At 37.7% G+C, this 13,742-nt stretch carries 16 protein-coding genes; 13 read left to right on the top strand and 3 right to left on the bottom strand.

The features are described from left to right. Positions 1 to 2 precede the first annotated feature (2 nt). Positions 3 to 791 carry a DUF2490 domain-containing protein gene (locus BM141_RS13295; protein ID WP_091546309.1) on the bottom strand — a complete coding sequence of 263 codons (789 nt, stop codon included), beginning with the start codon at positions 789 to 791 and terminating at the stop codon, positions 3 to 5. A gap of 257 nt (positions 792 to 1,048) precedes the next feature. On the opposite strand from BM141_RS13295, the gene BM141_RS13290 reads away from it, so the two are divergent. The 13 genes from BM141_RS13290 to BM141_RS13230 all read left to right on the top strand — a co-directional run bounded on the left by BM141_RS13290 (position 1,049) and on the right by BM141_RS13230 (position 12,322). Further along, the gene (locus BM141_RS13290) at positions 1,049 to 1,924 is read left to right on the top strand and encodes a universal stress protein (RefSeq protein WP_091546306.1); all 876 of its coding nucleotides are present in this window, start codon (positions 1,049 to 1,051) and stop codon (positions 1,922 to 1,924) included. 49 nt (positions 1,925 to 1,973) lie between these two features. Beyond that, entirely contained in the window at positions 1,974 to 2,834 is an 861-nt protein-coding gene (locus BM141_RS13285) for a universal stress protein (RefSeq protein WP_091546304.1), read from the top strand. Between the two features lie 83 nt (positions 2,835 to 2,917). After that, the gene (locus BM141_RS13280) at positions 2,918 to 4,333 is read left to right on the top strand and encodes a di-heme oxidoreductase family protein (RefSeq protein WP_091546302.1); all 1,416 of its coding nucleotides are present in this window, start codon (positions 2,918 to 2,920) and stop codon (positions 4,331 to 4,333) included. Between the two features lie 189 nt (positions 4,334 to 4,522). Further along, entirely contained in the window at positions 4,523 to 5,596 is a 1,074-nt protein-coding gene (locus BM141_RS13275; RefSeq protein ID WP_091546299.1) for a hypothetical protein, read from the top strand. A gap of 11 nt (positions 5,597 to 5,607) precedes the next feature. Beyond that, a complete protein-coding gene (locus tag BM141_RS13270; RefSeq protein WP_091546296.1) occupies positions 5,608 to 6,360 on the top strand; it encodes a tRNA1(Val) (adenine(37)-N6)-methyltransferase in 753 nt (250 codons plus the stop codon). A 201-nt stretch (positions 6,361 to 6,561) separates the two neighbouring features. After that, the gene (locus BM141_RS13265; protein ID WP_091546294.1) at positions 6,562 to 7,377 is read left to right on the top strand and encodes an AraC family transcriptional regulator; all 816 of its coding nucleotides are present in this window, start codon (positions 6,562 to 6,564) and stop codon (positions 7,375 to 7,377) included. 162 nt (positions 7,378 to 7,539) lie between these two features. Further along, on the top strand, positions 7,540 to 7,923 hold the full coding sequence (locus BM141_RS13260; protein ID WP_091546292.1) for a VOC family protein: 384 nt from the start codon (positions 7,540 to 7,542) through the stop codon (positions 7,921 to 7,923). A 444-nt stretch (positions 7,924 to 8,367) separates the two neighbouring features. Then, positions 8,368 to 8,925: an RNA polymerase sigma factor gene (locus BM141_RS13255; protein WP_091546443.1), complete on the top strand. Its 558-nt coding sequence runs from the start codon at positions 8,368 to 8,370 to the stop codon at positions 8,923 to 8,925. A gap of 20 nt (positions 8,926 to 8,945) precedes the next feature. Beyond that, a complete protein-coding gene (locus tag BM141_RS13250) occupies positions 8,946 to 9,368 on the top strand; it encodes a hypothetical protein (protein WP_091546289.1) in 423 nt (140 codons plus the stop codon). A gap of 95 nt (positions 9,369 to 9,463) precedes the next feature. Next, entirely contained in the window at positions 9,464 to 9,943 is a 480-nt protein-coding gene (locus tag BM141_RS13245) for a Spy/CpxP family protein refolding chaperone (RefSeq protein WP_091546287.1), read from the top strand. A 229-nt stretch (positions 9,944 to 10,172) separates the two neighbouring features. Continuing rightward, on the top strand, positions 10,173 to 11,267 hold the full coding sequence (locus BM141_RS13240) for a formylglycine-generating enzyme family protein (protein WP_091546280.1): 1,095 nt from the start codon (positions 10,173 to 10,175) through the stop codon (positions 11,265 to 11,267). A 63-nt stretch (positions 11,268 to 11,330) separates the two neighbouring features. Next, positions 11,331 to 11,747, top strand: a complete 417-nt coding sequence (locus BM141_RS13235; RefSeq protein WP_091546279.1) for a response regulator — start codon at positions 11,331 to 11,333, stop codon at positions 11,745 to 11,747. Next, positions 11,744 to 12,322, top strand: coding sequence for a chemotaxis protein CheB (locus tag BM141_RS13230; protein WP_091546276.1), 579 nt, complete (start codon positions 11,744 to 11,746; stop codon positions 12,320 to 12,322). Before BM141_RS13235 ends, BM141_RS13230 begins: the two co-directional genes overlap by 4 nt. On the opposite strand, the gene BM141_RS13225 is transcribed toward BM141_RS13230, so the two are convergent. Next, complete coding sequence (locus BM141_RS13225; RefSeq protein ID WP_091546273.1) at positions 12,303 to 12,914, bottom strand: hypothetical protein; 612 nt, start codon at positions 12,912 to 12,914, stop codon at positions 12,303 to 12,305. The two genes, BM141_RS13230 and BM141_RS13225, sit on opposite strands and share 20 nt — an antisense overlap. Positions 12,915 to 12,917: 3 nt before the next feature. Beyond that, positions 12,918 to 13,736 (bottom strand): lysophospholipid acyltransferase family protein, encoded by an 819-nt coding sequence (locus BM141_RS13220; RefSeq protein ID WP_091546270.1) that lies wholly within the window; start codon positions 13,734 to 13,736, stop codon positions 12,918 to 12,920. Positions 13,737 to 13,742 lie beyond the last annotated feature (6 nt).

Raw genomic sequence — 13,742 nt, 5'->3', positions numbered from 1 at the left:
TTTTATTTGTTTGCATCTTTCTTGGTTAGATTGATAGTATGATTTGCCCAAATTATCCATAAATGATTGTTAATAAAGTGATTACCTGCACTTTGCTGCACAAATCTATACATATATCCTGTTTGGAAAACTAAGTTTTTAAATTGTATTCCCGTAGTAAGAGAAATCCTATTTTGGTCAAACTGATTATAGAGAATTTCTCTGCCAAAGTTAAGCAGTACCTCATCGGCTAAGTTAATAAAAGGCGTGCCTTCTTTCCACTTTAATTTGTGAAATCTATATCGGAAAGAAACCAAAAACCGCAAGCGATGATAAGATACATACTCCTCGGAAAGTTCCCAGTTCACTACTCTTTGCACATTGCGGAAATCATAGCGGATTCGGTTAGTCAGTTGTATATTTTTGTGCAAGGGAGAAGAAGTTTGTAACTGCACCCATGGACGATGCTCTTTCCGATTGAGTAGATTACCATTCACACTAATAGGCAAAATCAAATACCCATAACCTGCCGTAAAAGTAGTATTATCCGTCAAATGCGTCATCAGCCCTGTTCGCAGTACAGTAAAGGTCTGCCCAACAAAATGAAAATCGTTCCAGATAGACAGTTTCTTGCTGATGCGAGCCGTAGTCATGTAGCCCCACCAAGCCCGATACTGCTCGGTAAAAATCTTTGCAGGTGCAGAGGAGGCTTGTGCTACTGCCTGATATTCGGAATTGAAAAGGCATAGGTAATAAAAAAATAAGATAAATTTTAAGTATCGAGTGTTTTTTACAGCAAGTCTAATCTTCATGTTTGATGTTTTTATGAGGGCAAAGCTAAAAACAGGGCAAAAACAAAAAAATGACTTAACTCACTTTTGGCAGATTTAACCGTCTATTCTCTTTTAATTCACTTTTCTTTTGTCAAGATGAAGAAAATTATTTTTGCAAATATGACTTTTCTCATTGTTTAAAGTGTAGCTTAGCACTAATTTTAGGCATGAAAAAATTTTCAGATAACCAAACATCTCATAAAATTTTAATAACTCCATCTTAACAACACTATACTATGAAAAAATTTTTGATTCCCACAGACTTCTCTAACAATGCAGGAAAAGCAATGCGATTTGCCATGCGTGCCGCACAAAATAATCCACAGATGCACTTGGTATTTTTTCATGCTACAAGCACCGAAATTCCTGCACGTACCCCCAGTCGTATGTATGCTGAGTTGGTAGAAGAAGATATTGCCGAAGGATTAGAAAAACTGAAAAAAGAAGTACACGCCCAATTCAAAGAGTTGGAGATGAACCCAAGCGATGTAAGTAGCGAAACAGTAGCAATTTACGGAAGTTTCAAAGATAATATCCAAAGTGAAGTCAAAAGATTGGGGATAGATATGATTATCATGGGAACTTGTGGGGCAAGCGGACTCAAGAAAGTATTTTTTGGAAGTAATACGGTAAGCGTAATGGAAAGAGTAAACTGCCCTTTATTGGCTATTCCTGATAATTATAAGTTTCACGCTGTCAAACACATCGCCTACGCTGCGGACTTCTTGGCAGTAGAGGAAGGTTTTGAATATGTAGTGGAACTGGCAAAGCTATTCAATGCTTCTATTGATATTTTCCACATCAATTCTATCTTACCGCACAGGATAGAGCCTGATACTTTTGATAAAACCCAGTTTGTAGAAAAGCTCAAAAAGAAGTTTGACTATGATGCCTTGACTTTGGAATTTATAGAACTTAGTGAGGAAGACAGCGACGATGCCCTGTTGGGGATACAAATGTACGTGAGCGAAAAGCACCCTTCCATTTTGGCAATGGCAACTTATGACCGTGCTTGGATTGAAAAACTCATCAACCCAAGTCTTACCAAAGAGATGCTGTTTCATACAGAAATCCCTTTATTTGCTTTCAAGAAGAAAGGAGAACAGGAGTAGTTTTGGCAAGAATCCGTAAAATTTATGCAAATTAAAAAGCTATAATATAATGAAGAAAATTTTAGTCCCTACAGACTTTTCTACTAATGCCGAGAAAGCCATGCAATTCGCTATACGTATGGTGCAAGGCAATAAAGAGGCTCATCTGACCTTTTTCCATGTCAATAGCGACCTGATACCTACAGGAATTTCTAAAAAAGAGTTGGAAGATACAATAGCTACTCAACTTGAAGCAGACTTGACAAGACTTAAACAAAGAGTAATAGAAATTTATCACAAAATGATTGTAGGGGAGGGAGAGGTCAATAATGATGTCTTGGTAAAGTATGGCAGCTTTAATGAGGAGATAGTCAGTACTGTCAAAGAATTAGGCATAGATTTGATAGTCATGGGAACTCTGGGGGCATCAGGCTTAAAGAAAATATTTGTAGGGAGCAATACGGCAGATGTCATGGAAAAAGCCCCCTGCCCTGTGTTGGCAATTCCTGCCGAGTACAGCAATGCCCCTGTTACTCGAGTAGCCTATGCCACAGATTTCCAAAATGTAGAACAGAGTTTAGGCGTAGTGGTAAACTTTGCTAAGTTTTTCAACGCTTCCATAGAACTTTTTAACGTATATTTTGCAGGGGCAAGAGGGCAAACAGACCCAAGCACCTTTGACCGCAATAGTTTTTTAGAAGAAATCAAAAAACAGTTTGACTATGAGCATTTTACGCTTGCTTTTGTTCGCTTAAAAGAGGCAGGAGATGACCTCATAGACGGCATAGAGGCGTATGTGGCTCAGAAAAAGCCCTCAGTCATGGCTATGGCAACCAACGAAAGAATGTGGTATGAGCATATTTTTAGACCGAGCAAAACTAAACAAATGATATTTCAAACCACTTGCCCACTTTTAGTAGTAAAGCAATAATTTATTAGTAATTTTGCCAACAAATTGTATTTACAAAAGGTAAAGTAAAGCAGGTTTGTTTACAAAATGATGACAATAAAGTAATGGTGAAAACGTCTTATTGGTTAGTATTATTTTCTATCATAGTTTATTTATCAGTAATTTTATTTGCTGTCCAATGCAAACCTATTGCTCAATTAGCAGATTACGAAGTAGGAGAGGAACTTTCTGCAAGTGCTTGCACTACCAATGATAGTTCTCTTAGGGCTTTTGACCGTCCAGCTCCCAATCTGTCAGAAAGGAATTTTGACCGATTCCAAACGGGTAATTCCTTTTTTCGCTCCGCTTGGGTAACAGCACCAGCCACCGCCTCTGCCCGAGATGGTTTAGGACCCTTATTCAATTCTATTTCTTGCACAGGTTGTCATATCAGAGATGGTAGAGGGGCACCACCTCAAAAATATGGAGAACCGCTGATTTCTATGTTAGTCCGTTTGAGCATAGAAGGAAAGACTGCCGAAGGGGCACCTTTGCCAGAACCTACCTACGGTGGGCAGTTGCAAAACCGTGCCATCCAAGGAGTAAAGGCAGAAGGCGATGTGAGAATAAAATACGAAGAAATCAAGGGCTTGTTTGCTGACGGTGAGGAGTTTTCTTTGAAAAAGCCTATTTATGAGTTTACTAATTTACAATATGGTGCTATGCACCCTCAAACCAAGTTTTCTCCACGCACTGCTCCCTTTATGATAGGACTGGGCTTGTTAGAGGCGATTCCTGAAAAAGATATTTTAGCCAATGCAGACATAGAAGATAAAAATGGCGATGGCATCTCAGGCAAACCCAATTACGTTTGGGACTATGTGAAAAAAGAGAAAGTACTCGGTAGATTTGGGTGGAAAGCCAATCAACCGAACCTCAAACAGCAGGTAGCCAGTGCTTTTAATGGAGATATTGGGCTGACTACTTCTATTTTTACCTCAGACCACTGTACTGACTATCAAACCAACTGCAAGAAAGCAACGAGTGGAGGGAATCCAGAGATTTCTGATGAGATATTAGCGTTTACTACTGCCTACTCTTCCTCTTTGGCAGTGCCTGTGCGAAGAAACGCACAAAGCAAAGAAGTACTACGAGGGAAAAAACTGTTTGCCGAAGCCAAATGTGCTTCCTGCCATACTCCTAAGTTTATTACGCAAGCCACTAAAGAATATCCTGAATATCAAGGCATAGTTATTCGCCCTTACACAGATTTGCTTTTACACGACATGGGAGAAGGGCTGGCAGACGGCAGGGAGGACTTCGAGGCAAGCGGTCGGGAATGGCGCACTCCACCGCTCTGGGGCATAGGGCTAATCCCAAAAATCAACGGGCATAGCAACTTTTTGCACGACGGTAGGGCAAGAAATCTATCCGAAGCTATCCTTTGGCATGGAGGAGAGGCAGAATTTTCTAAAAATGCTTTCTTAAAGATGTCTAAAAGAGATAGAAAAGCATTAATTGCGTTTTTAGAGTCTTTATAGAAAATATATGCTACATTTGTGTTTACTAAATAAAACTTTTGGTATAAAAATGGGTAATAAACTAATACTACTATAATCTTCAATACTACTTAAAAGTTTAACATTTTGATATTCACTAAAAATTTTATTGGCATTACTCTCTTTGCATTTCTCTGCTTGTTTCTTTGCCCTTGCTCTCTAAATGCGCAAGTGGCAGATTCTATTTTTAAAAAGATGCAAGAGATAGCCATACCCCAGTACCAAGTAAAAAAAGACAGTGCCAACTTGGTTTTCTTAAAAATGTCTTTTGCCAGCGAGTATGTGATTGACCAAGGCACCTTGGCAGCACTGCAAAACCGCACTATCCAACAAATAGACATCGTTTATACTGACTTTCCTGCTGGTCGCAATTTTGACAAGCTAAATACCAACAGAGTCAAACAATTACTAAAACTTTTGCCAGAATTATCTTATAATCAAAAAGTTACATGGAGTTTAATTAAGCAAACAGATTGCAAGAATTATGCGAATGCAGTAAAAATGTTCCACGGAGTCGTGGTGCATTTTGAGGATGAAAAACTCCCTCCTACCTTAGCGGCAAAGAAAAAAGAAATAGAAAAAGTAAAAAAATATGTTTTTGAAGGTACTTTTAAAGATTCAGTAGTATTCAAGGTCATAGAAAGAAATAAAAAGAAATGGAAAAATGCGCTAATTGTAAGTGATTGGACAGGAAGTATTTACCCTTACTCCTCCCAAATCGTGAATTGGTATAGGCTCAACTTGAAAGATAAATTGGTAAGGCATTTTGTGTTTTTCAATGACGGAGATGACAAAAAAGATAAAGAAAAAAAAATAGGAGAAACAGGAGGAGTCTATTTTACCCAAACCAATGACATTAGCCATATCATAGAGGTGATGATACAAGCCCTGCAAAATGGTCATGGAGGCGATGTCCCTGAGAATGATATAGAAGCTATCTTAGCAGGCATAGAAAAATACAAAGACATAGAGGAAGTAATTCTGATAGCTGATAATAATAGCCCTGTCAGAGATATTCGCCTAACTCCACAAATTACTAAACCTGTCAGAGTTATCTTATGTGGAGTAGAAAATGGGCGTATCAATCCGCAGTACCTCAACATTGCTAAGTTTACAGGGGGGTCAGTGCATACCATAGAAGAAGACATAGAAAACTTAGCTAATGCCCAAATACATGACATTTTGAAAGCAGGGTCAGGCATTTTTAGGGTCAATCCCAAAGGCTTCTTTTATCGAGTAAAGTAGAGCGTTTCCCCATGCCCAATACCTATTTCCAATTCAAACAATTTCGCATAGAGCAAGCTAACTGTGCCATGAAAGTAAGCACCGATGCCTGTATATTAGGGGCTTATGTAGCAAAAAATTATGCTCAGAGTCCAAGAACTATTTTAGACATAGGGGCAGGAACAGGCGTACTCTCTCTGATGCTTGCCCAAGCAAGCCAAGCAAATATTACAGCTATAGAAATAGATGAAAAATCATTCTTACAAGCAAAATCCAATTTTGCCAACAGCACTTGGACAGATAGACTGCATATTTTCTATCAATCTTTCCAAGAATACTTCAATGCTTTCTCCCCTACCCTATCATACGACTTACTCATCTGCAATCCCCCATTTTTTGTCAATAGCTTGAAATCAGAAAAAAAGGAGAAAAACTTAGCAAGGCATACAGACAGTTTACCATTTGAAGACTTGCTTATAGGAGCAGAAAAACTTACTCACCAAGGTTCCCTTTTTGTAGTTCTGCTTCCTATCCGAGAATCAGAAATTTTTGAAAATATATTGCAAGATTTTTATTTGCAAAGTGCTTATTTACAAGTGATTGAAAAGTTATTTATCTCGGATAATCCTTCAAAACAACCTCACAGAGTTATTTTGACTTTGAAAAAATCATCTCAAAATTATGATTCAAAAATTATTACTAAGTTATTAACGATTAAAGATGCGACAGACGCATATACAAGTGATTTTGTGGATTTGATGAAAGATTATTATTTGTATTTGTAGAATAGGACAGGTTGGGGGAACTATCTGTGCCTAAAAGAGGTAATTATTCAGATAATTAAGTAAGTGTAAACTTGAAACAAGCAGACATTTTTCATTAGAAGAGCAACCTGAAAAAGATACAAATGCCATCTGTGAACTTTTGTCGTAAACGAAAAACACTACTGATTATAATTTTTTTATACTACAAAGACACCGCAAATATTGAAAACATCGGCTGACATACGACAACTTTACAAACCCATTCAACCGACAGTTAAACAATCGGCTGACAACGTAGCCTATTCGGAATTTCTGCCCGACATAAGACTGCAAAACTATATTTATTGTTATTGGCAACTTAAAACGACCGAGATACTTTCTGAACCATTTATTTATCGTGTGGTAGCTGACGGTTGTATTGACATCTTTTTTGAACTCAACAATCCCCGAGACAGTTTTGTAATGGGATTTTGTAAAAAGTTCACGGAGTTCCCGCTTGACAACTCATTTCATTACATAGGAGTTCGTTTCTTGCCAACAATGTTCCCGCAACTTTTCAGGGTTAATGCTTCTGAATTGAGTAATCGTTTTGAACAATTGGGCAATGTAGTTCCCAGAGTGTCAACTTTCATTGCTGATAATTTTCATCATCAATTAACGCCAGAACAAATACAAAAAACATTTGATAGTTATTTTATCAATCTAACTGAAGACATTACTTTTGACAACGACAGCAGGCTCTACAATGCAATTGGAAAAATTCTTAATGAGTTTGGAGTTATCAATATTGAAAAGGACTTAGACACGGGCATAAGTCAAAGACAGCTTCGCAGACTGTTTGAATACTACATAGGTGATACGGCTAAGACTTTTGCAAAAGTGGTTCGTTTTCAAAATATTCTTCGTGCCAAGCCTTCGCAACAAAGTCTGCGACAGAACAAATTATTTTTTGATGTAGGATATTACGACCAAGCCCACTTTATAAAAGAGTTTAAGAATTTTTATGGAGTAACCCCAAGCAAAGCGTTTGGTAGATGATTATGTCCGTTTTTTACAAGGTTTGAGGCTTGATTTAATTGAATTTTGTATCGTAAATCAAAACAAAGAATGATGAAACGAATACTTACAATTCTAACAATGGTTTGCTTAACGGCAAATGCTTTTTCACAATCAAGTTCAACAACTAAAAATCAGAACAAAATGAAGTTAAACGCAGGAATTATCACCACAAAGTTGGCAGAAAGCAAGGCTTTTTATACCAACGATTTAGGTTTCGGGGTAACGTTTGAAAATGAGTTCTACCTCTTATTACACACCCCAAACCACGAAGCAGAAATTAGTTTTTTGCTTCCCAACCACCCCAGTCAGCAACCTTTATTCCACAAACCTTTTTTGGGGCAAGGAATGTATCTGACTATTGAAGTAGATGATGTGGACAACATCTACAACGACCTTAAAAAGAAGGGTGTGCCGATAAAAATAGAAATCCGCAATGAACCTTGGGGCGACAGGCATTTCGCCATTGAAGACCCTAATGGCATTGGTATTGACATTGTAAAATATTCAGCACCACAAGACAAATAGTTATGAAAACGCAACTTTCTAACAGTTGATAGTCAAATACGATTACGCATATATTTAGAAATCCAACATATTGATTATTAATAAATTGTAAAAAACAGCACTCGTAGGGACAGAATCTTTGGAGAAAAGAAGGCAAAATGGCTATCAAGAACGCCAAATCTTAAGGCAAGATTTTGCCCCTACTTATTAAGTTTTGCACTAAAATTACTGATAATCCGCTATTTTTAAGATAAAATTAAAAAACATTTGCTTAGGGAAAAGTGAAGCCAGATAAACAATGAAAAGAAAATTCATTTTTGATTAAACCTTCGTTCTTTTGTTTAGTCAAACTGACAAATAAAAAAAAGTGCCAATATGAGCAAAGAGCAAAGTCAAGAAATCCCTAAGCAAGCACAATTTCGCCAAAACGAGCAGAAAAATAAGAGCCAATTAAATCAGAATGAATTGGAAGATAAGGACTTAATTGCCAGATTTAGAAATGAGGAAAGCAGAAATTATGCTTTTAATCTCTTAGTACGCAAGTACCAAGAGCGACTTTACCACCATATTCGCAATATGGTCATTGACCATGATGATACTGATGACCTTCTGCAAGAGGTCTTTATCAAGGTTTGGAAGGGATTGGTAAACTTTCGCGAAGAGGCACAGTTATTTACTTGGCTATATCGAATTGCAAGTAATGAATGTTTAACTTTTTTAGAAAAGAAAAAACGCAAATTCCTACTCCCAATTCACGATGTAAAAAAGGAACTGGCACAGAAATTAAACACATATATATCCAGTAAATCCATGTACTTTTCAGGGGAAGAAATAGAGGTAAAGCTCCAAAAAGTTTTACTTACTTTACCTGATAAACAGCGACTTGTGTTTAATATGAAGTATTTTGACGACATGACTTACGAGGAGATGTCTGCGGTTTTGGGGACTTCGGTAGGGGCATTAAAGGCTTCCTATCACCACGCAGTCAAGAAAATAGAGGAACAGCTATCGCAGGAATTATAAGTTTTAAACAGATAAAAGAAATGAAAAAGCAATTTTATTTAGATGAATCTGATAAGGTAAATAGCATTTTTGATGCGCCTAAGGAGTATTTTGAGAATTTGCCTCAAAAAGTGAACAAGCGGATTCAGCAGTCCCAAAAAGTACCTATTTGGACTTTGTATTTACAACCTAAATATGCCCTAATAATTGCTTCCATAGTGATTTTATTGGTAGCAGGAGTAACTTTTATGAATCCAAATCAAGAGAAATCCGTAACTTTGACAAGTTTGGATTTTTCTACCCAAGAAATCAAAGAATATTTACTCCAAAGCGAGATTCATGAGTATGACTTGGTAAGTTTTTATTTGGCGAATGGAGAATTAGAAGACGAGGAGGAGTTCCTTTTGGAAGAGGAAATTTTAAGTGATGATGTTGATGTAGAGGAAATAGCAGACTTATTGTAAGTAGCCCGATAGAACTCTGATTTTCCCTAAGCCAAGCAAAAGGGGAACGAGATATTAGTAAGAAATATTTGAAAACATAGTTAAACCAAGTGAAGATGATGAAAAAATTACTGAATTATATATTGCTATCTATCCTATTTTCTACCTCCGTTCATGGACTCTGTGCGCAGGGAGGCGAAATCAAAGAGCGAATAGAAGCGGCAAAAGTAGGACTAATTACTCAACAGTTGAACCTCACTTCTGAGCAGTCAAAGCAGTTTTGGGTAGTATATAACAAATATACTGAAGAAATAGAGGGATTGAAAAAACAACAGCGAGAACTGCAAAGAGGCTTCAACAACAAGTCTGATGACCAACTCCGTAAAGACTTGGACAAGATATTGGAAATCAGGGAAAAAGAAATTGTCTTGGAACGAAAATACCAACAAGAATTTCTCAAAGTTATCAATGTAAGGCAGTTAGCCTCTTTGTATCGAGCAGAAAAAATGTTCAAAGCCATGCTCCTTCAGCGTATTGCTAAGCGAGACGGCAAGGGCAGAGGAAATCTGGAAGGAATTGACGATATAGATGATTAAAAAGGATTTGAGTAATCTTATAGACGCAAAAAAGGATTTTTTGGGACATAGCCAAGAAATCCTTTGTAATTATTGGAGAATTACAAATAATCGTGCATAGAAAATAGCAAGTTAAATATTTTTTCCCTTACCTTTGTACTATAACCTAACGTGCCATAGGTCATCACCCCCTGCAAATTGTTAATTATACTAATTTTGATGTATTCATCTTTTTGACTTGCAACTTCCAATGAATATTACGTGTAAAGCCATTTTCTTTGCCTTGTTATTTCTACTATGGGCTTGTGGGAGCAGAGTAGCTGAAAAAGAAACAGCAAGAGAGGATTCTGTTATTCAAAACTCTACCAAAGACTCTGCAAGTATCATTACTGATGAGCGGTCAAAAAATCAGATAAATGAAAACAATACCACAAGTAAAGAAAAACTCAATGGCAATCAAGGAAAAATAGATAAGTTAGAAAATAACTCAAAAACAGATTCCGTCCCTACCAAATCCACTGACACACAAATTTCAGAAGCTACAGGGAAGCCCAAAAAAGACCTCGTCCCGCTGCTTCCTGAAATGATAAAAGTCAAAGGAGGCTCTTTCAAAATGGGAAGCAAAGACCCTGAAGCTAAAGACGATGAGGTCAATATCCACGAAGTCAGCGTAGATGATTTTTTTATTGGCAAGTTTGAAATTACCGTTGCTCAGTTCAAATCTTTCGTAGAAGCAACTAACTACCAAACTGAAGCAGAAAAGACAGGCAAAAGCTACATCTATACAGGTAGTTGGAAAAATATGAAAGGAATTACATGGCGGCATGATGCAAGAGGAAATTTGCGACCTGAGAGCGAATACGACCATCCTGTAATTCACGTAAGTTGGAATGATGCTATGGCATACTGTAATTGGCTTTCCGAGCAAACTAAAAAGCCCTATCGCCTGCTGACAGAGGCAGAGTGGGAGTTTGCGGCTCGTGGAGGACTGCAAAGCAAAGGCTATAAATATAGCGGTAGCAATAATATAGACGAAACAGCTTGGTACATAGGCTCTTCGCAAGACAAAGGTACTTATCCCACAGGCACAAAAAGACCTAACGAGTTAGGCATATATGACTTGAGCGGCAATGTATATGAATGGTGTGCCGATTGGTATGATAGCGAATATTACCTCAATAGCCCTATCCAAAACCCCAAAGGAGCGGAAAGTGGCATTAGCAGAGTAGTACGTGGAGGAAGTTGGCACGATACGGCAGAAAAAAATCGCGTCGCCAGCCGCTTCAATGGCAATCCCTCTTATTGTGGTTATAATATAGGCTTTCGCGTTGCCAGAAGTCAGTAAAAAATTAGCCTCAGTAAAATTATTTATTTAACTTTGCTCTAACAACCTCATTCCCATTGATACATGGAACACACTAATACAGAAAATACCTACAAGATTTTTGTCATAGAGGATAATCGCACAGAAGGAATGTTGCTCAAGCTAACCTTAACCGAAAGGGAAAACATAGACCTTGTTATCTTTCCTGACGGAAAAAGTATGTTAGAAAGACTACATGAAAACCCTGTAATCGTTATTGCAGATTTAATTTTGCCTGATATGGAAGGCATTGATTTGATTAGACAAGTGAGGGCTTTTAATGAAAATATCAGAATTATTGTTGTTTCTGCACAGAGAAGCATAGAGTTAATAGCTGAACTTCAGGCAGAAGGTATTTATAACTACCTTGTGAAAAGTGAGGCTTGCCTGCATTATTTACATCACGTTATCGAGGACTTACTCATTATTATTCAGCATAAAAAAAAGGTAGTTAAAGAATGATTAGAAAAGTAGCTGTCATAGGAGGCTCAGCAGGAAGCATCAAGGTTGTTAAAGGAATTTTGGAGAAAGTGGCTGTTTCAGCAAATAGTGCAGTGATGATTTGCCTACATAGATTGCAAACAGACACCTCCTCAGGTTTGAAAGATGTACTCCAATACTCTACTACCACCCCTGTTGTAGAGCCACAAGACCGAGAGGCAATTCAGGGTGGACATATTTACTTAGCCCCCGCCAATTATCATTTAGTAGTAGAGCCTGATTTGTGTTTTACACTTTCCTCCAGCCCATTGGTGCAGTATTCGCGTCCCTCTATAGATGTACTTTTCCTCTCTGCCTCCGAAGTTTTCCAAGAAGACATGGTAGGCATCTTACTCACAGGAGCAAACAAAGACGGAGCTTTTGGTATGAAAGCAATACGAGCAAGCGGTGGGATTACTATAGTACAAGAGCCAAGTGAATGTTTTATAGATACTATGCCCAGAGCCGCTATGCACGTAACTGCCATAGACCATGTGCTTACTTCTGAAGGTATTGGAAATTGGCTCAATAGCTATTTCAAAGAAACAAAGCCATAATAGGTAATCCTAAACCTACTAATACACCAGCGATTAACTCATCAAAAGTATGTGCCTCTAAGGCAAGACGTGCAGACATGACTAAACCCAAAAGAAAAATCCATAAAATAATAGGATACAAAAAATACTCTTGAGGATATAAATATTGAAGCCCCATCAAAATACTTACAGCCCCTCCTACTCCCGCACTATGTACGCTAATTTTGTAAAAAAATGTAGCAATAGCTACCGCAACTACTACCAAAGTAATCCCTAACATGACCTGCCCAACCAAAGAGAAAATATGCGGTTGAGTAGAAAAAAAGTAGGTAATCACCAAATAAAAAATACTAATGGTAAGAAAAGGCAAGATTCTTTCTTGGCGATTTACTATTGATAAAGACGAGATTAGACGTAGTTTGTAATAGATGAATAAACTTAGCACAGGAAAAATAAAAGTGAGCAGAAAAATCATGGCTAATAAGGCAAGTTTCTGCTCACTTTTATACGCAATCAAAGAAGGAGCAAAAAAGAATATAACAGAAAAAACATAAGTTGGTATGAGTGCTGGGTGAAGTAACACAGAAATCAGCCTTGCAGTATTTGCGTGCATATCTTAACTTTCTGCTTGGATAGAAGGTTCGGTAGTGCTAAATATCTTGGCTCTCTCAGGCTCCTGCTCTATCAATCTGGCAATTTCTTCCTGAATCTGGTCTAAAGTATAACTATCGTCAAAGCGAATAGGGGGTTTAAATCTCACAGAAAGTGTTGTGCCTTTTTTCTTAAACTTTAAGCCTTTTTTATCAAATGCTCTGCGAAATCCGTTAATCACTACAGGAACAACGATAGGATTATATTCCTTAATCAAGTGTGCTACTCCCCTTCGCACAGGTGCGTAGGGTTTGGTAGTACCTTGAGGAAAGTTTACTACCCAGCCATATTCCAATGCTTTTTGTATTTTCTCTGGTGCCTTTCTATCCGCACCGCGTTGTATCTCTTGCCCTTTTGCTCTCCAAGAACGCCTTACAGTTACGGCACCAGTATAAGAAAAAATCTTAGGTATCAGTCCACTGTCTTTCATCGTTTCCTCTGCCGCTACATAATAGGAGTTGGCTCTTGGAAGCAAAAAGTAAATAGGATAGCGTACCGTATCGCGAAAACGCCACTTTACGCTACAAAATATATGGTACAGAGCCATCACGTCTGCATAGTAAGTCTGATGGTTGGAAATAAACATCACATTCTTGTCAGGCAAATCCATGAGGTACTCTGTTCCTTCAATTTTCAACTTATTGACAATATTGAACCTGCTATAAGTAACTACCGCCAACATTCCTATCAAAGCACGCTTTAACAATATGACATTGCCAAAAGGGTCTGTCCGAATAAGTCGCAGTCTGGGTAGTTTTAGCTTTTTAAAATTTAATAATTTCATATTTAA

It is taken from the genome of Thermoflexibacter ruber (assembly GCF_900113045.1).
Lineage (GTDB): Bacteria > Bacteroidota > Bacteroidia > Cytophagales > Thermoflexibacteraceae > Thermoflexibacter > Thermoflexibacter ruber.
Note: the sequence above shows the minus strand (reverse complement) of the source record. Positions and strands in the feature narration are given on the sequence as shown.